The sequence below is a fragment of the Brevundimonas sp. genome (assembly GCF_036963785.1).
Classification (GTDB): Bacteria; Pseudomonadota; Alphaproteobacteria; order Caulobacterales; family Caulobacteraceae; genus Brevundimonas.
On sequence record NZ_JBALUS010000003.1, the window covers coordinates 590,385 to 613,556 of the forward strand.

The window sequence follows — 23,172 nt, forward strand, 5'->3', positions numbered from 1 at the left end:
CGGTCCAGCCGGTTGGCGTGTCGCTTGCTACAAGGGCACCGGGCCGGATCTGCCTGACCCAGGGGATGACCACCGATGAATCTCGACCTCTATTCCGACCGCGCCAAATCCGCCGTCCAGGCCGCCCAGTCGCTGGCGCTGGCCCGCCGGCACCAGCAGTTCGCGCCCGAACACCTGCTCAAGGTGCTGCTGGAGGAACGCGACGGCCTCGCCCGCAATCTGATCACGGCCGCCGGTGGCGATGCCGCCAAGGCCGAGCGCGCCGTGGAAACCGCCCTGTCGAAGCGCGCCCAGGTCTCGGGGGGCTCGGGCCAGCTGTATCTGGACGGCGACACCGCCCGCGTCTTCGCCACCGCCGAGGCCTCGGCCAAGAAGGCCGGCGACCAGTTCGTCACGACCGAGCGCCTGCTGTCGGCGATTGCGAAGGACGGCGGCGTGGCCGCGACCGTGCTCGGCTCGGTCGGCGTCACCCCGGACAAGCTCGAGGCCGCCATCACCGAACTGCGCAAGGGCCAGACGGCCGACAGCGCCGGCGCCGAAGACGCCTATGACGCCCTGAAACGCTACGCCCGCGACCTGACCCAGGCCGCCCGCGACGGCAAGGTCGACCCGGTCATCGGCCGCGACGAGGAGATCCGCCGCACCATCCAGGTCCTCGCCCGCCGCACCAAGAACAACCCCGTCCTGATCGGCGAGCCCGGCGTCGGCAAGACCGCCATCGTCGAGGGCCTCGCCCTGCGCATCGTCAACGGCGATGTGCCGGAATCGCTCAAGGACAAGAAGGTCCTGGCGCTGGACATGGGCAGCCTGATCGCCGGCGCCAAATACCGCGGCGAGTTCGAGGAGCGTCTCAAGGCCGTGCTGAACGAGGTCGCCGCCGCCGAGGGCCAGATCGTCCTGTTCATCGACGAAATGCACACCCTGGTCGGCGCGGGCAAGGGCGACGGCGCCATGGACGCCTCCAATCTGCTGAAGCCCGCCCTTGCGCGCGGCGAGCTGCACTGCGTCGGCGCCACCACGCTCGATGAGTACCGCAAGCACGTGGAAAAGGACGCGGCCCTCGCCCGCCGCTTCCAGCCTGTCTTTGTCGAGGAGCCGACGGTGGAGGACACCGTCTCCATCCTGCGCGGCCTCAAGGAGAAGTATGAGGTCCACCACGGCGTGCGCATTTCCGACAGCGCCATCGTCGCGGCCGCGACCCTGTCGAACCGCTACATCACCGACCGCTTCCTGCCGGACAAGGCCATCGACCTGATCGACGAGGCCGCGTCGCGCGTGCGCATGGCAGTCGACTCCAAGCCCGAGGCGCTGGACGAGATCGACCGCCGGCTGGTCCAGCTCAAGATCGAGCGCGAGGCCCTGAAGAAGGAAACCGACACCGGCTCCAGGACCCGGCTGGAGAAGCTGGAGACCGAAATCGACGAGCTCCAGACCGAGTCCGACGATCTCACCGCCCGCTGGAAGGCCGAAAAGGACAAGGTCGGCCAGGGCGCCCAGCTGCGCGAGACGCTGGACCGCCTGCGCGCCGAACTGGTCACCGCCCAGAGGAACGGCGACCTCGGCCGCGCCTCCGAAATCGCCTATGGCCAGATCCCCCAGATCGAGCGCCAGCTGGAAGAGGCCGAGGCCAATGAGGCCGACAAGGCCGGCCCGCTGACGCCCGAGGTGGTCGACGCCGAACAGATCGCCGCCGTCGTCTCCCGCTGGACCGGCGTGCCCGTCGACAAGATGCTCGAGGGCGAACGCGAAAAACTGCTCAGCATGGAAGACGCCCTGTCCCGCCGCGTGGTCGGTCAGGACGAGGCTCTGGCCGCCGTCTCCGATGCCGTCCGCCGGGCCCGCGCGGGTCTCAACGACCCCAACCGCCCGCTCGGCTCCTTCCTGTTCCTCGGCCCCACCGGCGTCGGCAAGACCGAGCTGACCAAGGCGCTGGCCGAATTCCTGTTCGATGACGAGGCCGCCATCACCCGCATCGACATGTCGGAATATATGGAAAAACACGCCGTCAGCCGCCTGATCGGCGCCCCTCCCGGCTATGTCGGCTATGACGAGGGCGGGGCCCTGACCGAGGCGGTGCGTAGGCGCCCCTATCAGGTCGTCCTGTTCGATGAGGTGGAAAAGGCCCACCCCGACGTCTTCAACGTCCTGCTCCAGGTGCTCGACGACGGCCGCCTGACCGACAGCCAGGGCCGCACCATCGATTTCAAGAACACCCTGATCATCATGACCTCCAACCTCGGCTCCGACGCCCTCGCGCATCAGGGCGAGGGCGACACGGTGGATGCCGTCCGCCCCATGGTGATGGAGGCCGTCCGCGCCCACTTCCGGCCCGAGTTCGTCAACCGCATCGACGAAATCGTCCTGTTCCAGCGCCTCGGCCGCGCCCAGATGGGCGGCATCGTCCGCATCCAGCTGCAGCGCTTCGAAAAACTGCTGGCCGACCGCAGGCTCACCCTCGCCCTCGACGACACCGCCGCCGCCTGGCTCGCCGACAAGGGCTACGACCCCGTCTACGGCGCCCGCCCCCTCAAACGCGTCATCCAGAAGGACCTGGTCGACCCCATCGCCCGCAAACTGCTGGCCGGCGAGATCGAGGACGGGAGCGTGATCGCCGTGTCAGCCGGGGCGGACGGGCTGGAGATCGGGAAGGCGCGGGTGCACTAGGACCTGGCCCTCTTGTCATCCCGGACGGTCGAGAGCCCGATCCGGGAGGCAAGGCGCGGCTGCATAAGGAGGCTGTTTCCCAGCGGTTGACGCCAAGTATGTGTGGACTAGCGTCTTAAAAGGCTCGTTAAGACCGAAGTGATCGACCTGGGGGTTGTCGAGTGTGCTGCCGAAGGTCTGCCTACAGACGACACACTCCGATGTGTCCATGCTTGCTCTCGAAGTCGCAGTCCCTTCTTGGCCTTTGAGACAAGATGGGCCTGCCATAACGGGTAGGAGTGATTGGCTAGCTGATGTCGCGCGGTTTCTAGCCGGCCAAAATTGTAATCGAAATCTCGCTCGAAAGCTGGTCCGCCAGCGACAAGCTCGTGAACGACAATGGATATATGTTCAATAATCGCAAGCTTGTAGTGTGCGGATAGGGCGTTTTCTGAAACAAGCGATCTAGTATATTCAGTACTAAATCCTTTTTCGTTATTTGTTAGCGGCCTCTCCCACTGGCCGTGAGCAAGTTTATTGCGCATTTCGATAAGCGGCTTTAAGTCTGAATTGATTATAGAAATGATGTCGGTTAATCTATAAAATGCAGTTCGGCCTATTTTTTGTGAAGTCAAAGGAAAGGTAGACGAATATCTCTTGGAAAAACCTAGTTCAACGGCCCGCTTCCAACGGTCCAACTGGTTTCCGTGATCTAAAATGTCATCAATTTCAGCAATTGTGAAGCCAGAAGGTTCGTAGATCAATTTCCTGAGGCGAGCCTCAGCCCACGCACCGGCAAGAAGCATGTACACTCGCAGCAAGGCAGAGGCAGCAGAAGAGTCTTCGCTTGCTAGTGATCGCTTAAGGTATCGGTATGAGTGGTCGATGCCGAGACGAACCGACCTGAGGTTCTTCACGTGAGCTTTGTAGAGAGACTCTTTAGACTCTGCCATCCACCCTATCCCCGGCCATCAGAATGAAGAGCCAAACTATTCATTCTGATGGCCGGGAATCGAACCCGACTAGACTCCCCGAAGGGCGTGTTTCCATTACACTATCATCCGGCTCTATCTTGAATGACTTTTCTTGCGCGGGTCAAGCCGTGGCCCTTGGGAAAAAACCAAAATCCTCGCCCTCAACGGCACCTTGGCTATGGGGACGCCCGGGCCAATACGACCCGGGGCCACCCGTTTTTAGCTCGGCAGCGCCTCGCTGAGCTTTGCGTAAATGCCAGTAATACGAACCAGCGTTGAATAGCAGGCACGGCTCTTACCCATATTCCAAGGGTTGTGATCCGCGATTTCGATGTACGCCTGCTTTGCCGCTTCGATAAGTTCGCTGTCGGAGAATGCGACCGGAACCTGGATAACCCAGGTATCGCCCTCGCCTTGACGAACGAACGCGGAGTGGGCTGCTAGGATGGGGAAGATGACGCCGTCTGGCACGTCGACAATCTTGCCGTCTTCTCGTTCGATTGAACGGATGCGTGTTCCTCTGAAGCCTGCGTGGGTTTTCCAGCGCTGGTAGAGGCTGAAAGCGACCGGCGCGATATCGAGGCAGTATTCGTAGATGTCTGAAAGGTCATCCTCTTCGACGATCCGCTGATACAGCTTCAAGCAGCGCGTCTTCTGGCTGTACGTGAAAACTTTGTTCGCAGGCTCTGCAAAATCCAGCTTGCGCAGGAGATGTTCGGGCATAAGAGCGAATATAACCTGAATGATCTTCTCGGTATCGAGGAACTCGCCGTCGGCAGTGAGGTCGGTTTCCGTTTTCCGGAGCCGAGCAGCGGGAATGCTGCGCCGCATCGCTGCTTCCAGCTCGTCGAGTTGACCGCGACGGCCCGCGATCGAGATGGCCTTCACGTCATTCTGGAAGTTCCGGGCAATCGAGATTTCCGCGATGAGATTGTCGTCATCGGTGACAATCACCTCAAAGCGGATGCTCGGCACAAACCCCGGATCACCGTCATGTCGCTCGAAATAGCGGCGCAGTTCCCCTTGGGTCTGAGATCCGTTGATGATGCTCGGGCGCGTCAGACGCATGGTTCGTTCTTTGTCGTCGACCACAGCGGCACGGGCGACAATGACCATGCCACCGTTCAGAATGCTAAACTGGTCGGTTTGGTCGGCAAGGGTCTTGCGTATGGCTTGGTGAACGAGAGTCGGGCTGCGTTTTTGCTTGCCCTTCGCGTCGACGAGATACTCGCGGACGTTTTCATCGTCCTCAAGAGCAAGGACTGAGGACGCAGGGGCATGACCGGAGTAGACCCGGCGTTCCTGCTTCTCATCTTCGGGGGCGCTAATGTTCCGGCAGGTTGAATAGCGGAACAGGTACTCATCGACAGTTGTCGAGTAGCTCATGATAGTCTCCATCGTTTCCGATGACCGCCGATTTATTGGCGCGCCCACCTGGACGACCGCAGCGAGTCAACGACTTCAGCGTGAACGCGAGCAGGCATACTGTCAAGGTGCCCTCACGCCCCCTTCCACCCCCGCACCGCCTCCGCCGCCACCCCGTCCGTCCAGGCCTGTTTGCACGCCGCATAGGCCGCGCTGTCGTCGGGGTGGAGGGCGGCGCAGCGGGCCTTTTCCTGCGCATAGGCGTCCGCCGTGGCGGGCTCGGCACGCAGGCGGTCGCGGAAGGCCAGATGCCAGGCGATGGCCGGGTCTCCTGTCACATAGACATGCAGGTGGGCGGCGCGGGTGCCGGTCTCCGGATCGTCGCGGGTGAAATAGCGTCGCCCCGCCAGCCCGTTCTCGCCCCGCCAGCGCCAGCCCAGCCCGGCCAGCGCCCTGCGCGCGCCCCCCAGCGCCTCCAGAGCCTCGACCTCGGCCAGCAGATCGATCACCGGCTTGGCGGCAAGCCCCGGAATAGCCGTCGAGCCCATGTGATGCACCGCCCGGAACACCCCCGGCACGGCTGCGTGGATCTCCGCGATCAGCGCTTCCGCCCGCGCGGCCCACGCGGGATCATGGGGAACAAGCACAACGGGTCTGGGCATGCGCCATGTTCCCGACGGGGGAGGGAGGGGTCAAGTCGTCACTCCCTCTGGCACTGACACAGTTTGAAATTCAGGCCCCTCCGCCGCTGGGCCAGCCGTAGCAAGAAGCTTGCGCCCGACATGACGGAGGCAACACCGCCTCTGTCTTCGGAGCACGGCAATGACAGGCCAAGACTACAAGATCGTCGTTCATAAGGGCGAGCGCACCATCACGATCGTCGTCGATCCCGATGTCGCGAACGACCGCTTCATCGGCCTCGTCGATGGTGTCGAGGTCGCCATCGCAGAAGACCCGTCCAAGGTCATGGCGATGCTGCTGTCGGAGTGGGGCTGACCATAAACGGCGCGTCGGTGACGACGCGCCGTTCGTCTGCCGCCTCTAGTGCTTCAGGTTGCTGCCGCCCTTGCCGCGTCCAGTGTCGAGGCGGTGATACGCGCCAAGGCAGATTTTGCAGACATCCACGTCGTCGGGCATGAAGTCGTAGGCGAGGTTCTGAGCGGCGTCGAAGGTTTCGCACTGGAATTTGTGAGAGTCGCCCCTCTTGCTCTGCCGGCCAGGGGTGTCGCGCAGATGCACGCAGGCGGTCAGGTGAATCTTGGCGTATTTCTGGTGCAGGCTGACCATGACGGTGTATTCGCCCGCCTGCTCGTCGCGGGGGGCTTTCAGGCGGATGATGTTCTCGTCATCAACGTGGCGGGCGGCCTCCAACTGACCGGCACGCCGGGCTGCCTTCTGAGCCGCCGCCCTTTCATCGACGAGGTCCATGAAGTTCTCCCAGGTCCAGCGGTCGTCATCGATGCCGGCCTCCATCGCCGGCGTCGTCTTGATCGTCATGTGGATGCGCTGGAAGTTGTAGTGATAGATGTAGAGCGCGAGCGCCCGCTTGAGATTGATCAGCGTTTTCGAGTGGAGCGCCGACTTGCGCGCGAACCGCCCAAGGTTCTGGCGCAGCTTCTGGAAGAAGCTTTCGATGTGATTGGTTGTGATCCAGTCCTCATCCGGGGTGCCGCTGCGAACGACGGGCGGGTGCATTTCACGCTTGGGACGCTTCTTCGGCCGGTAAGGCATTTTCACGCCGGTGTATTCCTCAACGACCAGTTGCTGCTCGTTGTCGTCCTGCTTTTTCACCGTCGCATAATCGATGTCGTCGCCGAACTCCGACCCGACCGCCTCGAAGTAGGCGCGGTGCGAGTCGGTCGTCAATTGGATGCGGCCAGCGCACCGCGCCTTCAGGTCGGCGATGAAAATCTTTGCGTCCGCGTTACCTCGACCGCCGACATGCCAGGCGACGATCAGCTTGCTGACGGGATCGATAGCCATCCAAATCCAGAAGACGCCCTGCCCCTTGGGTGCGCGCATCTGGTTCTTCAACAGGGTCAGGCCCCGGATGCCGACAAAGGCGAACATCTCGTCGGCCTCGACATACCTGACAGGGAGATCACGCATCTTCTGGTCGAGGAAGTCGATGGCGGTATCGCCCGCGTCAGCAAGCAGCTTCAGGACCGTCACCTGGCTCGGGCGGCCAGACTGCCCCGTGTTACCGTCTTTGGTCCGCGCCAGCGCGTTGATGCCTTGGCGTTCCATCATATCCCGGAGGATCGCGGACCTCTTGCTGGTGCTGAGTTGGTTGACCATCGACAAGCGTATGCGTCAGGAGCCAAAAGCAGGTCAACGCTTGTCGATACGAGAAAACGAGAAATCTCGTAATATGTTGCTTTGGGGCAACGCTGTTATTTCCGTGTGCATCGATTAAAGTCGTCCTTAGGCTTCGTTCGGATAACCTACGGAAAATAATTAGGACTTCGAGGCTTAGGTCCTCCAGTGTCAAGATTCTTGACAGGATGTGTCAATAATCGCGACGTATAGACCTCAGTGGTGTCAACCATCGTGACATCATATTTGTTGAGATAGCGACAATCCGCCACATGAACAAACCAGCAACTACGGAAAGTTGCTCGAACTGATCTTTAACCCACCCAACCGATGGCGACAATTGGGGGGGGCTTGACCAATACGACTATTCGACTAGGTTCAAAATATGGAAACGAGGATTGCGGTAGAGTCTCTTTCGGCACTGGGTCACGAGCCCAGGCTGGAGGTCTTTAAAATGCTGATCGACGCGGAGCCCGGCGGGATGAAGCCGACCGCAATGCTGGAGAAACTGAACAGTTCGACGCCGAACGCCAAGCTGCCGGCGAGCAGCCTGTCGTCGCATTTGTCGGTCCTCAAGAAAGCGCACCTGATAACAAGCGACCGGATCAGCCGTGAGATTCTCTACCGAGCCAACATGGCTCATGTGCAGAACCTGCTCTTGTTCCTAGTCGCCGACTGTTGTGGCGGCCAGCGGCACGTCTATGAACCCATGATCGCCAAGCTTTTCACCAAGCCACCGCCTTAGAAGACGAAATCATGGCTACCGGACGCTGGCGGCCTTGGCTTCGGCCCGCGGGAAGAAGATGGACCTAGCGGAACACAAGTCGGGAACGTTCGACAAACGCTGTTCGACAAATCCCATCCGAAGGCTCAAGGAGGTTCCGTGAACTCCGGATGGGGTTCAGGGGATCAAGCCAGGTCGCGTCTTATAATTGCACGATCATTGGCGCAGAGGCTCTCATCCCATGAACGTCAAGGAGACCCCTCACTACCTGCACTTCATTCTGACGAAGAAGCAGCCGGATGAAACGCCTCACACCCTCCCCGCGGGTCGCCGTCGACACGGTGACGCCGCCCTCGGAAATTCTGCTACCCTGGCCCCCTCAGCCTCCGACACCGTCAGGTGGAGACGTTCGGACGCGTGCGCCCGCACCCCTTCCACCCCGCTCATCGAGTTTTTCAGGCGCCCAGGGGCCGCAGCTTGTCACCCCCGAGGCGGCGGACTTCGTCTAGATGGTTTTGGGCCGAGAGGCTGGCTGCCTGGGCATGAGACTTCAGACGTGGATCGTCGGCGTGAAGCGAGAAAGTGGTGTGCAGCAGAGAGGAGTCGAGCAGCACGGTGATTTGCTGCGTCAACCAGAGTCGATCACGCTCCAGCGGAGCGGCGGCTTCGAGATCGGCGACATAGGCGGCATGTCGGGCCGACAGGTGCGAGGGCGCCGCTGCCCCGCCGAGATCCGCGAGAAAGGTTGACTGAATCGCCAGCAACTGGATGTGTCTTGTCTCCAGACGGGTGGCCAGAGCCCTGATCTCCGGGTCCAGGGATCGGGCCTTGATCGCCTTTGCCGCCGCGAGGACATAGAGGTCGTCATAGCAGGCTGCGACAAGATATCCCTCGGGCGCATGAACGTCCCTGATCACCGGGTCAGCAGCGGCGGCCGCCGTTGGCGACTCCAGGGGAACCGCGTCGATCGGTTCCGGAGCCCCTTTTTCCTGCTCGCAGGCCCCGACGCTCACCATAGCGCAAGCCATCAGCATCGTAATTTTCCGCACAGATTAGCCCACCACAAAGCGCCTTCAGGACGAAGACCCGAGATGGAACGCTCGGGTACCCTAGTGAGTTTCGTCAATGCCCTTGTCTGGGTGTACTTCCCCCCGGCGCAGCGCGGTCGTTCGCCGCGCTGCGCTTCCCCCCGCTTCATGCGGCTGTTTCAGGATCATCATGTTGCGAAAATCCATAGCTATCATCCTGCTCGTCGGCCCGCTGGCCGCATGCAACGGCGGCATGTCCATCGACCGAGGAGCGCAGACGTTCAGCGAGGGCGTGGGCGACGCGGCCGCGACACCGCTGGAAGATCTGAACGTCCGGCGCGACGAGATTCCCGCCGTTTTGACAGAGGCGGCCGCGCATCCCTACGGGCTCGCAGGCCTCAGCCGATGCAGCCAGATATCGGCGGAGGTCTCACGCCTGGACGAAGCGCTGGGGCCCGATCTCGACGATCCGCAGCGCATGAGCGGTGAGCGGATGGACGACGTTGCGGCGGGCGCGGCCCTCGACGTCGTTCGAGACACGGTGACGGATTTCATTCCCATGCGCAGCTGGGTCCGCCGTCTGTCCGGCGCGGAACAGCACAGCCGCCGGGTTCAGCAATCAATTCAGGCGGGGTTGGTGCGCCGATCGTTCCTCAAGGGCGTCGGCCTGCAAAGAAACTGCCGCCCGCCGGCCGCGCCGCTGGGCGTTCGCCCCCTGCGCTAAGGCTGGTTTTCCACCCAACGGTCGTTAGACCGGCCCCCGTGAAGAGGGACTATGCTTCCACCCGCCCGCACCCATACAGCTGTAGAAATCGGTCAGCGGCGGTGCGGGCGTCCTTTGAGGCGTCGCTGATCTCGGTGGCGTCGAACAAGCCGGCGAGCATGCGCAATTGGGTCCGCGTCACCGTCATGGCGCGAAACTCAGCGGCGGCCTCGTCCGGATCCGCGCCCATCAGGCGTCCTGCTCTCATCTCCCGCTCGAGGAAGTCTCTGAGGCTGGACTGCACGCTTCCGAGATTTCAGCGCAGATCGCATTCGCCAAGGCCTTGTCGTCGGGCAGGACCCGGCCCACGGCTCGGATCGCGCGGTGGTACCGGGCGGCGCCCATGTGCCTCAAGGCGGATTCCGCATAGGCGGCCAAGGCGGTTCGGGTGTCCGATTGGGCGGGAAAGTTTTCAAACGGTTCCCGGAGCGCCGCCTCGCACCAGTTGAGAACCGCACGCCGCACGCCCTGCGCGCCGCCGAACGGGTCGTAAACGGTCTGGCGTGATACCCGCGCCCGGGGCGATCGCGGCCGGGGATGGGTTTGCGCTGCCCGCGAGATCGATCGCCGCCTCAAGAATGGCGTTCTGCTTGTCCCGGTCGATCGCTCCGCATTGTCGACTCAACGTGCGGCCTCCGCCGATCAACTGGCCTCCCGAAGGTCCAGGGCGTTCCGAGACTGCGCTCGCGCGCCAAGGTGAGGACGACCGAGGCGCCGAGTTGAAGCCCCTCTTCGGCCTTCGTCAACTCAGGCGGGCCAACGTCTTGAACGTCCGGAGTCGCCACGGCGGAGTTGAAGAACCCGGGCAGCCATCCCCCTCGGTCAGCGAAAGCGGTAGGTCATCACCAGGCCGCCGGTGTCGATCCCCTGGTTGCGTCCATCTCCCAAGACCTGGCCATGGGACAGATGCACCCACTGCACCCCGATGCTGACGTCCCTTGAGACTTCCCAGTCGAGACCCAGGGCGGTGCGAAAGAGATCTCGTGAGCCCAGCAGAAGCCGGGACCGCGCCTCCACCGGATCGTCCGTATCCAGCACCCCGTCATGAACGGCGTAACCGAACTGAAACTCGCCGCTGACCCGGTCCGAGACGGCGCGGCGCCAGGAAAGCCCCACGGAAGCGAAATTCGTGTCGCCGTCGCTGTTCAGCGATCCGCTTATGTAGGCCCGGGGCCGCCCGACCGCATCGAGGGCGGTGATGGGACGGCTCAGCAGCGCCATCTCAAGGTTGGCTCCGCCTTCCCGATCATCTGACCCCTGGTGAAGAACATCGTGCTGCATGACGGCGACCCGGATTTCGCGGGTGGCTTCCTGCGACCGGACCTCGCCTGCAAAGCCCAAGGCGGCCAGGCAGCCGATCGCCGCCGCCGACGGGACCCGTCGGGAATCTTTTCTCGTCTGCATAATCATGTTCCGTTGGGCTACAGGGCGTCGGGAGCCGGTTCGGCGGCCGGTTCAGCGTCCTGCGGGGAGGGCGGCTCAACCACTTCGGCATCCAGGGGGACCCAGCCATTGCCGCTCACGGCCCGGCGGCGCCCCTCTTCGAAGAGGGCTTTCATGGCGTCCTGATCAAAATCGAGGGCGGATGCCTCAACCTCCTGCGGGATGGCGGCTACGCTGATGCGCATGCCGTTGCGGCGTGCGAACGCGCCTTGCGCCGCAAGGCTGGTTCGCAGGAGCGACTGGGTCATGCTCTGGTAGGAGCGGGCGAAGACAGACGGCAGACTCCCGCGGGTCTGACGCGGACTCAGCCCCAGCTTTCCGTTGACGATGATGAAGAGTTCGCTGCCACGCCAGCCGGGCAGCGTTTCGCCGCTGAGGATCATGCCTTCCGGAACGCCGAGGAAGGGCGTGTTCACCCCGCCGTCAACGTGCAGCTCCTGCTGCACCGTCCCCGATTCGGTCACCCCAGCAATCAGGACCGGAGGGAAGACGCCCGGAATGCTGGCCGAGGCGAGCAGAACCTGACGGAAAAGGCGAAGCGCGTTCTCGTCCCCGGCTTCGGCCAAAAGCCCCATGTCCCAGATCACTGTCTCGCCTGAATCCAGGTTGGTCGTGGCGACGAGAAGCCTGCGTCCCTCCCGATTCGCTTGCGCGATTTCCGTCAGCAGCGCCGGCGTGACGTGCTCTTCAACGAGCGCTTCCAGCGTTCGGGGACTGAACAGGCCGGGGGACAGAAATGCGGCGAAGCTTCGCCAGCTCAACAATCCCGCTGTATGGCCTTGGGTATAGGCTGCGGCGAGTTCGTCGTCCCAGTCCGAACCGAGGAAGGCGTAGGGTGCGGCGAGCGCGCCCGTACTCACGCCCGTAACGATGTCGAACTCGGGCCGGTCGCCGCGCTGGCTCCAACCGACCAGCATGCCAGCGCCGTAGGCCCCGTTTGCGCCACCCCCCGAGAGGGCGAGGATGGAGCGCCGCTGATCGCCGCGAGTGAGCCGTCTGTGGAAATCCTCGGCGATGCGGTCCAGGCGGGCTTGATCGTTAGGCAAAATCCTCGGGTCCTGCGTTGCGACCAGGCCGCGCTCCAGCTCGTGAAGCGCCATTTCGGGAGCACGGTCGACGGTCGCGCACGCGCTGAGGATCAGAAGGCTGGGTGCGATCAGGGCGATCCGGATCTGCTTCATACATCGTTTCTGCTTCATACATCGTTCTCCAGTCGCGGGTAATGCGCCGTACCGTTACCCTCGGAAACTCGCTCAACGGGCTTGAGTTCCTTAAGGTATGAGGATGACTCGCCCCGTCCCACCCACGTCCCAGGCCGCACTCGATCGTGATCGGAAGGTGGGACGTCCCACGCCCGAGGCGGCTGAGCTTATCGAGCCGGACCTGCTGGCGGCGACATGGCGGATTTTCGTAGAACGCGGATACTCACGGACCACCATCGAGGCGGTCGCCCGACAGGCGCGCATGAGCAAGCGCACGATCTATCAACGGTATAGCTCCAAGGACCAGCTCATTGAGGCCGCGATCCGGGCGGCGCTGGAACGCTGGCGTTCGCATGTTCGGGAAACCTTGACCAATACGGGTCCCGGGGCGGAGGACTGGTTGGAAGAGTTCGTCGGTCGGTGCCTCGGAATCATGGTCGCGTCGGAAGGGCGCGCCCTGATGGGGTTTCTGCTCACGGAAGATGAGACCTTCCAACCCGTTCGCGATACCGTTTTCGCGGCCGTCCGGCAAAGCATAGGGGTCTTCTCGGTGCTTTTGGCGCAGAGGGCCCCTGGCCTGTCGGCGGAGCTTGCGGAGGACATCTCGTTCGCCGTGCTCGACGTAATGATCGGCTTCGCGACGCGGCTCAACGCCCTGCAGCCCCAACTCGCGCTCGAGCAGATCAGGGCGCGGGGTCCACGGTTCACCGCCGTCGTGCGCCTCCTCGTGGAGGTTCGGGGCGGAGCGATTGCCAAGGCCGATTGAAACCGTCAGGCGGCGCCCCTCTTCCGCTGCGGCCCTGTATCGTCCGGCAGAACCGGTTCGAGCGCGAATCCGGCTTCGATGTCCCCTTCGGCCTCCAGCGCCGTCGGCGCCGCCGCGGAAGGCTTTCGGTTCGTCTGCAGGGCGCGGTGGAGAATGTAGGTGGGCAGGAGGGCCCCCGCGAAGACGACCGCCGTGATCAGAAAACCGTCGCGATAGGCGGCGGCCGCGGCCTGATAGACGACCGTCTGGCCCAGCAGCCAACCGGAGGCGGCGGCCTGGTCCAGCCCGCTGACGCCGAGTTCGCCGATCACCCGGCCGGTGCCCTGAACATAGGCCGAGGTGGCGACGTTGTCCGGCGTCTGGGTTGCGGCGATGAGATCGCCATGGAAGGCGGTGCGCCGTTCCACTATGACCGCAAGCAGGCCGGTGCCCAGGGCGCCGCCGAGCTGTCGGGTGAAATTCATCGCGCCTGACCCCTGGCTCAGAAGCTGCGGCGGCAAGACGGTCAGCGAACCAGCGCTGAGCGACGGAAAGACGAACCCCATGCCGACCCGGCTGATCACCGTCCACCAGGCCAACGTCCAGAAGGCGGTGTCGACGCTGACATGCGAGAGGAGCCAGGAGGCATAGGCGAAAATGGCCATGCCGAGACCGATCAGCACGCCCGGGGGCGCCATGTCGCTGAGTTTTCCGGCAAGGGGGAAGACGAAAACGAGGGCGAACCCCGCCGGCATGAGAAGAAGTCCGGCCTGCGTTGGCGTAAGATTCTGAATTTGCTGAACAAAAATGGGCAGCAGATAGGTTGAGCCGAACAGGCCCGCCCCCAGGACGAAACTGACGACACAGGCTGCGGCGAACGGCCCGTTGGAGAACAGTCGCAGATCAAGCATCGGATGAGGGGTTCGGTGTTCGTGCCAGAGGAAGGCTCCACCGGCTGCGAGCGCCAGAGCAATCTCGCCGATCACGATGTTGGAATCCCACCCCAGCCGCTGGCCGCTCGAAATCGCCTGAAGCACCGACAGCAGGAACACGGAGAGATACAGGATCGCCGGCCAGTCGAGCCTTTGCCGCTCGAGGTCCGGGTTCCGGGACGGCAGGAACAGGTTGGCGAGGACGATGCCGACGACCCCGAACGGGATCCCCAGATAGAAGAGGAAGCGCCAATCGAAATTGTCCATCAGCACCCCGCCCACCCAGGGACCGAGGGCCGGCGCCAGCACCACGCCGATGCCGAAAATGCCCATCGCCGCTCCTCGCTGCTGCGGCGAGAAGACCTGGAACATCACCACCATGGCCAACGGTTGGACGAGGCCGGCGGCCAGGCCCTGGAGAATGCGGGAGATCACCAGAACCGTCTGATCGGGCGCGATGCCGCCGACAACCGATCCGAACAGGAACAGCGCCAGCGCCCCGATCATCGTCATCCGCTGACCGAAGGCGCGTTCGCACCACGCCGTCATCAGCATCGTCACCGTCATGGCGGCGAGAAAGCCCGTCGAGAGCCATTGGGCCTGGACCGAGTCGATGCCGAACTGGCCCATGATGGCGGGAATCGCGACATTGACGATCGTCGAAGACAGCACGACCGCGACGGCGGCGACCATCGCCGTCAGAGTGGCCAGCCAGCGATACCCGGGGCCGAAGCGGGCGAAAAAGGCGTCAGTCGACGACATCGATCGTCGCCTCGACCATCATGCCGGGCCTTAGCCGGCCTTGCTGCTGGACGATCTCGAGACGGACCGGGATGCGCTGCGTGACCTTGGTGAAATTCCCGCTGGGATTCGGGTTGGGCAACAGGGCGAACTGACTGGTCGCGGCCCCTCCCACGTACGACACCCGGGCTTCGAAGACTTCGCCCGGGTAGGCGTCGATCTTGATCCGGGCGGGCGCGCCGATGGAAATCTTGCGGACATCGGTCTCCTTGACGTTTGCGTCGATCCAGACCTGGGAAGGATTGTGATACATCAGCAGCCGCGTGCCTGCGGCGACGAACTCGCCCGGATCGACGAAGGTCTGATCGACGATCCCGTCGAACGCGGCGCGGATCTCACGACGACCGAGATCCAGGTTCTGCTGGCCGCGTTGAGCCCGTAGTCCCTCCTTTTGGGCCTCGAGGGCGGCGATCTGCGCCTCCAGCACCTCGACCTCGCTGGAGCCTTCGCGGGTGACGCCGACCTGGGCGCGCGACCCGGCGATCTGCGCCTCGGCCCGCGCCGCGTTTTGCTCGGCCGCGCGAAGCCGGGCCTGATCTTCGTCGAAACGGCTTTGGGCCACCAAGCCCCGCTCGAACAGGGTCCTGGACCGCTCGAAGGCGCTGCGCGCCGCCGCGACCTCCGCCTGGCGGGCCAGGGCATCCGCCTGGGCCGCTGAGACTCCGGCCGCCGACACGCCCATCTGCTCTCCGACCCGCCGCACTACCGCCGCCTGTTGCGCCCGGAGCTGGCTCTGCTGGGCCTCGATCCGCGCGATCTCCGCGTCGATCCGTTCGAGGGCCAGTCGGGAGTCCGCGGGATCAATCCGCGCCAAGAGTTGCCCGGCGCGGACCCGTTGACCCGCGCGGACCTGAAGATCAACCACCCGTCCCGAGACCTCGCTGCTGACGGCGACGACGTGAGCGCCAATGCGCGCGTCGTTGGTCGACACACTTCCCGCCCGCAGGTGAATCCAGCCGAAAACGAGTGCGACGACGGCCACGACCACGCCGACGAGGATGATCAGCCTGCGCCGCCCTGGTTTGGACTTTTCCTTCGGGGCGGAGGGGGCAGGCGAGGGAGCGTCGCTCATTTGTCGTCTAGTCTTTCGTTGATGTGCGCAATGACCCGGGTGGCGGTGGCCAGGTCGTCCCTGGACAATCCCCCGGTGATCTCGCGCCGGACCTGTTCGGCGATCTCCAGAATCGCATCCAGAACGGGCCCGGCGGCCTCTGTCAGATAGACAGCGTTGGCCCTTCGGTCTCCTTCGATCGCCTCGCGGCGAACAAGTCCGCGGCGTTCCAGGTCGTCCAGCTGACGGACGAGCGTGGGAGGCTCGATGCCGATGCGCGCCGCCAGATCTTTCTGGCTCAACATCCTGTCCGCTTTTTTGAGTTCAAGCAGCACATGCCAACGCGCCTGCGTCAGGTCGAGGTGCCTGAGGCGCTCGTCCAGACGCAGACGCCATTTGCGGCTTGCCAAGCCGATCGCGCGGCCGAGCGGGATGTCGGTGGTGGTCATTCCCGCCATATAGGTTGCAAATAAATAGCAGGCAAATCATATTGTCGACATGCATTTTAGGCCCGCTGCGAACGATGTCCTGGTCGCCGAAGACCTTGCATTCGTGCAGTGGTTTGGTGTGTCCGCAGGCCGCGCGCGGGTGCTTTCCATGCTCTGGCGAGCCCAGGGCGAGATCGTCAGCGCCAGCTGTTTTGGGCTCAGCCGCCGTAGCGTTTATGTTTATGTTTCTGAGTTGCGCACGGCGCTCGATCCTGGCGCCATCCGCACACGGTCAAAATCCGGATACGCCTTGACCCAATCGGGCCTGAATGAATGCCGGGCCGCGCTTGGGGCGATGCATCGCTGGTGGTCGTCAGAGGCCGCGGACTCGAGAAGCATCGCCGCTTAGGCGGCCAAATGGGGTGCTTGACGCGATATCAGTCGAGCGTGGTCCGGTAGCGCACGATCGCGAGGGCCGTGACGACGACGACGAAGGCGGCCAGCGCAATTACGCTTGGCCAGGCGTCCGCCAGACCGACGCCCTTCAGCAGGGCGCCGCGGACGATCCTCAGGAAATGGGTGACCGGGATCAATGAGCCCAGGGCCTGGGCCCAGTCCGGCATGCCGCGGAAGGGGAACAGGAAGCCGGAGAGCAGCATGGACGGCAGGATGTAGAAGATGGACATCTGCATGGCCTGCATCTGGGTCTGGGCGAGGGTGGACAGGAAGAAGCCGAGGGCCAGCGATCCCACGATGAAGAGCATGACGCCGACCACAAGGGCGTCCCAGCCGCCGACCATGGGGACGTCGAACAGGAGCCGCGCCATCACCAGGAAGAGCGTCACCTGGACAACGCCCACCCCGACATAGGGGGCCAGCTTGCCGATCATGACTTCGAGCGGCCGCACGGGCGTCGCCAGCAGGCTTTCCAGCGTTCCTCGCTCCCGCTCGCGCGCCATGGCCAGCGACGTCATCATGACCAGGGTCATCGACAGGATGACCCCGAGAAGGCCGGGAACGATATTGAAGGCCGTTATCCCCTCCGGATTATAGCGCCTGTGAACGATGACTTCGAACGGGGCGCCCTGTGTTGACCGGACCAGCGGGCCGGTCAGATCGCGAGCCAGCGCTTGACCCGGTAGGCCCGCGAGCGCGGCCAGGGCCCCGCCGGTCGCCGAAGGATCCGCGGCGTCGGCTTCGATCAGGATCGTGGGATTTTCCCCGCGGACAACCCGACGCGTGAAATCCTGGGGGATCACCACGGCGAACTGCACCTCTCCGCGGGCCAGCGCCCGGTCCAGCTCGGCCTGACTGTTCGCCGACTGCGTTATGCGAAAATAGCCGCTGTTCGTAAGGGCGCTCAGAAACGAGCGCGAAAAGCTTCCGTGGTCCTGCACATAGACGGCGGTCGGCAGATTCCGGGGATCGTCGTTGATCGCATAGCCGAACAGCACCAGCTGGAGGATCGGCATGATGAGGATCATGGCGTAGGCGAGGTGATCGCGCGTGAGCTGGATGAATTCCTTGGCCATCACGGCCCAGATGCGGGTCGCGGAGAGCATCAGTCCGCCTCTCGCTGAAGGTCGGCCGTCAACTGGATGAACACGTCCTCCAGGGTCGGCCGGGTTTCCGTCCAGACGATCGGCGCTTGGCTGAGGGGTGCAATCGCCTTTTCCAGTGCGGCGCGATCTCGTCCGGAGACGTGCAGGGTCGTTCCGAACACCGTCGCCATTTCGACGCCGGCGTGGTTCCGGAGGCGTGGAATGAGCCGACCGACGTTCGGACCTTCCGCCAGGAATGTGGTCAGGCCGGACTCATCGATGACCTGGTCGGCCGTACCGCGGGCAAGCGTTCGACCGCCCGCGATATAGGCGATTTCGTGACACCGTTCCGCCTCGTCCATGTAATGCGTGGACACCAGAACGGTCATGCCCTCGTCGGACAGCGCATGAATCTCGTCCCAGAAGGTCCGCCGAGCTTCGGGATCGACGCCGGCGGTTGGCTCGTCGAGCAGGAGCAACTCGGGTTCATGCAGCGTCGCGGCGGCCAGCGCCAGGCGTTGCTTCCAGCCGCCGGAGAGCGTGCCTGCCAACTGTCGACGCCGCTTGACCAGCCCCAGACGTTCAAGAGCGGCTTCGACCCGGGCGGCCCGGCGGTCCAGTTCGTGAACCCGGCTGGTGAAGATCAGGTTCTGCTCGATGGACAGGTCGTCATAAAGCGAGAACTTCTGCGTCATGTAACCGACCCGACGTTTGATCAGCTCGGACTGGCTCATGACGTTGTAGCCAAGAACCTCGCCCTCGCCGCTATCTGGAGTCAGCAGACCGCACAGGAGACGAAGCGTGGTCGTCTTCCCGGCCCCGTTCGGACCGAGAAATCCGCATATTCGTCCCCGCTCGACGGTGATGCCAAAGTCGTGCACCGCGTGTAGGGCTCCGAACGACTTATTAAGGCCCCGCACATCGATAACCGGACTTGCAACGATCATCTTGAACCCCGCAACCGCTCGACATCCACCGGCAAACCCGGCTGGAGCGAGCGGGGATTTTCCGGCGCCGCCTCGATCATGAAGACCAGCCGATCCCGGCTGCCCTGGCTGTAGAGGATAGGCGGAGTGAACTCCGGTCGCGGGCTGATCCAGGTGATCCGGGCCTTGCGCGGCGCACCGCAGCCGTCACAGCTGAACCTGACCACGCCCCCGGGTCGATAGTGGATCAACTCGCGCTCCGGCACGAAGAACCGCAACTTGACCTCTGCGTCGGGCAGCAGCGCGAGGACGGGTTGATTGGCGGGGACGAATTCGCCCTGGCGGAAGAATATTTCTTCGACACGAGCTTCCACCGGCGCCCGGGGAGAAAGGGTGCGCAGGCGAACCTCGGCTTCGTTCAATCCGCCCTCGGCCTGGCGGATCTGCTGTTCGGCGGCGCGCAGCGCGTCTTCCCGCGCCCCAAGCGTGGCCACCTCTCGCCTACGGCGGACGGCCTCGACCTGCGCCCTTGCCGTGTCCCGGTTCGCCCGCTCCTGGTCGAGCCTGGCCGGCGCGTAGATGCCCCGGCGCACCAGGGGTTCGATCCGCGCATAGCTGGCTTCGGCTTCGCGGAGCTGCGCCTGGGCGGCGGCGAGTTCGGTGTCGAACACCTCGAGTTCCTGCGCCCTCTGTCCCGTGCGAAGATCGTCCGCACGGGCTCGGGCGGCCTCGACGGACGCGGCCGCGCCGCGCTCCTGGGCCTCCTGCACGCCGGGGTCGATCTGGAAGGTCACCGCGCCGGCCTGGACGCGGTCGCCCTCCCGGACATATAGGGTTTCAAGGGCGCCGGAGGCGGGCGCCGCGAGATAGACCGACTCGCCCTCGACGTAGCCGGAAAGGGGCCGGTTCGTCTGGTCGGTCTGTAGAAACGACCAGACCGCGGCCCCCGTCGCGACGACACCGACAACGGCGGCGATCCTGTAGATGAGCCGGCGCCTCATGCCTTCATTCCCTTGAGGACCGTGTCCAGGTGCTGGGATGCGAGCGTCTCAAGCGGCAATGGATCGGCCCCGATTGGTTCGAAGGTTTCCCGCCACAGCAGCCCCAGCACCAACGGACCCAGCAGGCCCATTGCGAACAATTCGGGGTCGCCGGACCGGACTTCGCCGGACCGTTGACCGCGACGGATGATGTCTGAGATCAGAGAAAGCAGCGGCGTTATCACCGTTTGATGCCAGATCAGGGCCAGTTCGGGCAGGTTCCGGCTTTCCGCGACAATCAGCTTCAACACTCCGCCGATGCGGGGATTCGACTGGATCGCGGAGACGAGAACGCCGACGCCCAGCCGCGCGGCTTCGTCGAAGGGGATTTCGGTCCCGGCGCCGGTTCGAATCTTCAACAGTCTCGGTTCGATGGCGTCCTGCACCACGGCCTTGAACAGATCCTGTTTCGTTTCGAAATACAGGTATAGCGCGCCTTTCGAGACCCCGGCCGCCCTGGCGATGTCGTCCAGCCGGGCTCGGGTGAAGCCGTGCTCGGAAAAGACCTCAAGCGCGGCCGCGATGATCTCTTTGGGCCGGTCAGCCGCGCGGCGGCGCCATTTGGGTTCACCAGGAGGCAACATCGAGGGTCGTCCTAATAACTGATCAGTCGGTTATTAGCGTGCCCGCAATCCTTGAGCAAGGGGCCGTGGCGTCTGGCCCTTAGCGCCTCGGGCCGGTCCGGACTGATCTCAGGCCGTAGCCGTCCCGATTGATCTGCCGTCTCGCGAGCATCGACCGGAGCGGCCACCCGTCCTCGCGTTGGTAACGAACGACGTTCGACGAAGTCGCGCCCTTGCTTTGGCACGATCTCTCAGGGCCTGGACGTTGCCATCGCGAACGCCGCCCCGGGGCCGGATTGAGTCGCCAGGGAATCAAGCTGCCGTCTTGATCCTCCGGAATGGTCCGGCGGTCCGGCGGTCCGGCGCCCATCCGGGCGTTTGATCCTGATCACGGCGGCTACTTCTCCTCCGTGCAGCGATAGGGTCCCAACGAACGGTTCCTGTCCGCCCGGCTTGACCTGCGGGCCGAGGAAGTGCTGGCGAAGACCGTGGCCCAGCGGGAGATACGTCATGTGACGCGCGCCTCGCTGTCAGGCCGGGTTAGTTCTTGACCCGGTCAGTCGGCGGCTTGCGCCCCATACGCTCGGCGAGCGCCTTGATCTTCTCGCGAGAGGGTTGGGAGAACCGGGACAACACCTTCGGATCGGTGATTTCCCCGTCGTCGATGAACGGGCTGCCGTCCGGGTTGATCTGGCCGGTGGTGCGTTTCAGTTCCTGAAGGAGAGCGGCGCGTTCTGCCTTGTTCATCAACTGCCTCCTGCGCCTAAGGCGACTCTTACCAAAATAGTGCCGAACGACCAAATCCAACTACTCGATAGACTCGTCTTGCGCAGATCGAGTCCAAAAACGCCGTCATGAGTCCGCATTTCGCGTGCAGCGTTCCCACATCGTTAACGTGGAGCCCAGCCTAATTATTGATAGCGTCCGTTACACTATATCCGGACAGATGGACTCGGACCTAAGCCGAAAAACGTTCCTTCCGCTGTAGTCTTTACTATAACTTTGACCTATTGGACAGCGGCGTGACAGGCACGACGCAGCAAAGACTGGACCGCACCTTCGAAAGTGGGAGAGTGAACACAGTCGCGGCCATCGATGGCGCCGACGAACTGGACGGAGCCGTCCACACAGCGGCGGCGGACAGCCAGGTTGGCGAAGGGGATCGAGACGAAATCAGTTCTGTGCCGCATTGGGACATCTCCAGCGTTGGTCTGGAGGTCGTGTCTCGGGGTGGCACACCCCTTCAACGGCTAAATTCAAACTGTGTCAGTGCCCTCCCTCTCCCGATGGGAGAGGGCTTGAGCGCCCGCGCGCGAAGCGGGCGGCCTTGCGCGAAAGGGTGAGGGTCGAGGGTGGCCGTCGGCGTGAGCCGTGGCACCGGCGCTACGACGGCTCACGCCGAAAGACACCGCCGACCCTCATCCGACCGCTTCGCGGCCACCTTCTCCCATCGGGAGAAGGCTCAGTGGGGGGGCGCTAAAGCCCCAGCGCCTTCGCCTGCTCCCGGATCGCCGCGTCGATGCGCTCCGGTTCGGCCAGTGCCTGATCATTGGTGAACCGCACCACGGTCCAGCCCAGCGCCTCGATGGCCTGCTGGCGGATGTGATCCCTCAGGACGACGTCATCGCGTCCGTGCACCCCGCCGTCGATCTCGATGACCAGTCGCAGCGGCATACAGGCAAAGTCGACCACATAGGGCCCGACCGGATGCTGGCGCCGGACCTTCCATCCATCAATGGCCCCACCCCGCAGCCGTGCCCAGATTCGCGCCTCCGCCATGCCGCCGCGCTGGCGCAACGACTGTGCACGCGGTGTCAGCCGGCCGACGGTCATCGGCCCCCTCCCTCAGTTCCGGTCGTCAAGGTGCCGGAGCACCTGCTGCAGGGCGTCCACGGCGGCGGCTTGCCGAACCGCGTGTTCCTCCGACGCTGTGGACTTGATCCGGGCGCGTCTCAACAGCTCCGTGACGTGCCTGCGACCATTTTCGATATCCTTGCGCGCCTCGTTCAAGGCGTTTTGCAGATGATCGATCTCGCCGGACAGGGCGGTGATCCGTTCGATCAGGTCGCGACGGTCAGGCCCCTCTTGCCGGATGTCGATTGACGCGGCCTGCAAGACGAGTGGAGGACCGGGATCGAACAGCTCGAACAGCTCCGCGCGTGTGCCACGAGCAAGGATCTGAACCTCCTGGCCCACAAACGGCGCCAGATCGCGCTCTTCGAACGCCGGGCTTTCGAAGGTGATGACTGTCACGCATGGCCCGTCAGAATCGACCGGCAATGTATGGGGTCGAAGCCGCAGCATCAGGCGGCCGTCAGCCGCGCCTGTTCGCGTCAGTACGCCGTTCGCCTCTTCTTCCGCCTGTCGCCCGCCCATCTCGCTCTCCCTGTCCCCCCATCTTATCAGCACGCCTCTGGAGCGTGGTAGACTCCCCGTCCCCGCCACAGACCCCGGACCAATTCAGACCATCCAGACCATCCAGACCATTCAGACCATTCAGACGGTCTTTTTCACCGTCTGAATTCCCGCCCACCTCCGATTCCAGACGGTTCAGACTATTCAGACCCTGTTTTTCACCGTCTGATTTCCCCGCCCCGACCCCCCTTCCAGACTATTCAGACGGTCCAGACGGTCTTTCTCGCCACTCGCCACTCGCCACTTACCACTCACCACTCACCACTCACTAG

Annotated in this window: 23 protein-coding genes; 5 read left to right on the forward strand and 18 right to left on the reverse strand. The window is 63.7% G+C overall.

What is annotated here, in order from left to right:
- Positions 1 to 75: 75 nt before the first annotated feature.
- Positions 76 to 2,664, forward strand: coding sequence for an ATP-dependent chaperone ClpB (gene clpB / locus V7672_RS09680; RefSeq protein ID WP_335624383.1), 2,589 nt, complete (start codon positions 76 to 78; stop codon positions 2,662 to 2,664).
- 107 nt (positions 2,665 to 2,771) lie between these two features.
- Here the strand turns inward: clpB and V7672_RS09685 are convergent, their stop codons facing one another.
- The 3 genes from V7672_RS09685 to V7672_RS09695 form a co-directional block, all read right to left on the reverse strand.
- Positions 2,772 to 3,596, reverse strand: coding sequence for a hypothetical protein (locus V7672_RS09685; RefSeq protein ID WP_335624384.1), 825 nt, complete (start codon positions 3,594 to 3,596; stop codon positions 2,772 to 2,774).
- A gap of 240 nt (positions 3,597 to 3,836) precedes the next feature.
- Complete coding sequence (locus V7672_RS09690; protein ID WP_335624385.1) at positions 3,837 to 5,003, reverse strand: AIPR family protein; 1,167 nt, start codon at positions 5,001 to 5,003, stop codon at positions 3,837 to 3,839.
- A gap of 113 nt (positions 5,004 to 5,116) precedes the next feature.
- Positions 5,117 to 5,644 carry a GrpB family protein gene (locus V7672_RS09695; protein WP_335624386.1) on the reverse strand — a complete coding sequence of 176 codons (528 nt, stop codon included), beginning with the start codon at positions 5,642 to 5,644 and terminating at the stop codon, positions 5,117 to 5,119.
- A gap of 160 nt (positions 5,645 to 5,804) precedes the next feature.
- Between V7672_RS09695 and V7672_RS09700 the strand changes: the two genes are divergently transcribed.
- Positions 5,805 to 5,978 carry a hypothetical protein gene (locus V7672_RS09700; protein ID WP_335624387.1) on the forward strand — a complete coding sequence of 58 codons (174 nt, stop codon included), beginning with the start codon at positions 5,805 to 5,807 and terminating at the stop codon, positions 5,976 to 5,978.
- A 45-nt stretch (positions 5,979 to 6,023) separates the two neighbouring features.
- Here V7672_RS09700 and V7672_RS09705 read toward each other — a convergent pair whose 3' ends face one another.
- Positions 6,024 to 7,280: a hypothetical protein gene (locus V7672_RS09705; RefSeq protein ID WP_409732903.1), complete on the reverse strand. Its 1,257-nt coding sequence runs from the start codon at positions 7,278 to 7,280 to the stop codon at positions 6,024 to 6,026.
- A gap of 472 nt (positions 7,281 to 7,752) precedes the next feature.
- Between V7672_RS09705 and V7672_RS09710 the strand changes: the two genes are divergently transcribed.
- Complete coding sequence (locus tag V7672_RS09710) at positions 7,753 to 8,043, forward strand: hypothetical protein (RefSeq protein ID WP_092307151.1); 291 nt, start codon at positions 7,753 to 7,755, stop codon at positions 8,041 to 8,043.
- Positions 8,044 to 8,477: 434 nt separating this feature from the next.
- Here the strand turns inward: V7672_RS09710 and V7672_RS09715 are convergent, their stop codons facing one another.
- A complete protein-coding gene (locus V7672_RS09715; protein ID WP_335624388.1) occupies positions 8,478 to 9,056 on the reverse strand; it encodes a DUF4142 domain-containing protein in 579 nt (192 codons plus the stop codon).
- Between the two features lie 184 nt (positions 9,057 to 9,240).
- Here V7672_RS09715 and V7672_RS09720 point away from each other — a divergent pair, with 184 nt between their 5' ends.
- Positions 9,241 to 9,774 carry a hypothetical protein gene (locus tag V7672_RS09720; protein ID WP_335624389.1) on the forward strand — a complete coding sequence of 178 codons (534 nt, stop codon included), beginning with the start codon at positions 9,241 to 9,243 and terminating at the stop codon, positions 9,772 to 9,774.
- Between the two features lie 49 nt (positions 9,775 to 9,823).
- Here the strand turns inward: V7672_RS09720 and V7672_RS09725 are convergent, their stop codons facing one another.
- The 3 genes from V7672_RS09725 to V7672_RS09735 form a co-directional block, all read right to left on the reverse strand.
- A complete protein-coding gene (locus tag V7672_RS09725; RefSeq protein WP_335624390.1) occupies positions 9,824 to 10,057 on the reverse strand; it encodes a TetR/AcrR family transcriptional regulator C-terminal domain-containing protein in 234 nt (77 codons plus the stop codon).
- A gap of 578 nt (positions 10,058 to 10,635) precedes the next feature.
- Entirely contained in the window at positions 10,636 to 11,217 is a 582-nt protein-coding gene (locus tag V7672_RS09730; RefSeq protein ID WP_335624391.1) for a hypothetical protein, read from the reverse strand.
- Between the two features lie 17 nt (positions 11,218 to 11,234).
- Positions 11,235 to 12,437, reverse strand: a complete 1,203-nt coding sequence (locus V7672_RS09735; protein ID WP_335624392.1) for a patatin-like phospholipase family protein — start codon at positions 12,435 to 12,437, stop codon at positions 11,235 to 11,237.
- 157 nt (positions 12,438 to 12,594) lie between these two features.
- On the opposite strand from V7672_RS09735, the gene V7672_RS09740 reads away from it, so the two are divergent.
- Complete coding sequence (locus tag V7672_RS09740) at positions 12,595 to 13,224, forward strand: TetR/AcrR family transcriptional regulator (RefSeq protein ID WP_335624393.1); 630 nt, start codon at positions 12,595 to 12,597, stop codon at positions 13,222 to 13,224.
- Positions 13,225 to 13,229: 5 nt separating this feature from the next.
- Here the strand turns inward: V7672_RS09740 and V7672_RS09745 are convergent, their stop codons facing one another.
- The 10 genes from V7672_RS09745 to V7672_RS09790 form a co-directional block, all read right to left on the reverse strand.
- Positions 13,230 to 14,897: a DHA2 family efflux MFS transporter permease subunit gene (locus V7672_RS09745; protein WP_335624394.1), complete on the reverse strand. Its 1,668-nt coding sequence runs from the start codon at positions 14,895 to 14,897 to the stop codon at positions 13,230 to 13,232.
- Complete coding sequence (locus tag V7672_RS09750; protein ID WP_335624395.1) at positions 14,884 to 16,008, reverse strand: HlyD family secretion protein; 1,125 nt, start codon at positions 16,006 to 16,008, stop codon at positions 14,884 to 14,886. The genes V7672_RS09745 and V7672_RS09750 overlap by 14 nt, the downstream gene beginning before the upstream one ends.
- A complete protein-coding gene (locus tag V7672_RS09755; RefSeq protein ID WP_335624396.1) occupies positions 16,005 to 16,436 on the reverse strand; it encodes a MarR family transcriptional regulator in 432 nt (143 codons plus the stop codon). The genes V7672_RS09750 and V7672_RS09755 overlap by 4 nt, the downstream gene beginning before the upstream one ends.
- A gap of 416 nt (positions 16,437 to 16,852) precedes the next feature.
- Positions 16,853 to 17,977 carry an ABC transporter permease gene (locus V7672_RS09760; RefSeq protein WP_335624397.1) on the reverse strand — a complete coding sequence of 375 codons (1,125 nt, stop codon included), beginning with the start codon at positions 17,975 to 17,977 and terminating at the stop codon, positions 16,853 to 16,855.
- On the reverse strand, positions 17,977 to 18,903 hold the full coding sequence (locus V7672_RS09765; protein WP_335624398.1) for an ABC transporter ATP-binding protein: 927 nt from the start codon (positions 18,901 to 18,903) through the stop codon (positions 17,977 to 17,979). Before V7672_RS09765 ends, V7672_RS09760 begins: the two co-directional genes overlap by 1 nt.
- Positions 18,900 to 19,883, reverse strand: coding sequence for an HlyD family secretion protein (locus tag V7672_RS09770; RefSeq protein WP_335624399.1), 984 nt, complete (start codon positions 19,881 to 19,883; stop codon positions 18,900 to 18,902). Before V7672_RS09770 ends, V7672_RS09765 begins: the two co-directional genes overlap by 4 nt.
- On the reverse strand, positions 19,880 to 20,506 hold the full coding sequence (locus V7672_RS09775; RefSeq protein ID WP_092307176.1) for a TetR/AcrR family transcriptional regulator: 627 nt from the start codon (positions 20,504 to 20,506) through the stop codon (positions 19,880 to 19,882). Before V7672_RS09775 ends, V7672_RS09770 begins: the two co-directional genes overlap by 4 nt.
- Positions 20,507 to 21,025: 519 nt before the next feature.
- Positions 21,026 to 21,232: a hypothetical protein gene (locus V7672_RS09780; RefSeq protein ID WP_335624400.1), complete on the reverse strand. Its 207-nt coding sequence runs from the start codon at positions 21,230 to 21,232 to the stop codon at positions 21,026 to 21,028.
- Between the two features lie 729 nt (positions 21,233 to 21,961).
- Positions 21,962 to 22,318 carry an endonuclease domain-containing protein gene (locus V7672_RS09785; RefSeq protein WP_335624401.1) on the reverse strand — a complete coding sequence of 119 codons (357 nt, stop codon included), beginning with the start codon at positions 22,316 to 22,318 and terminating at the stop codon, positions 21,962 to 21,964.
- Between the two features lie 12 nt (positions 22,319 to 22,330).
- Positions 22,331 to 22,861, reverse strand: coding sequence for a hypothetical protein (locus tag V7672_RS09790; protein WP_335624402.1), 531 nt, complete (start codon positions 22,859 to 22,861; stop codon positions 22,331 to 22,333).
- Between the last annotated feature and the right edge of the window lie 311 nt (positions 22,862 to 23,172).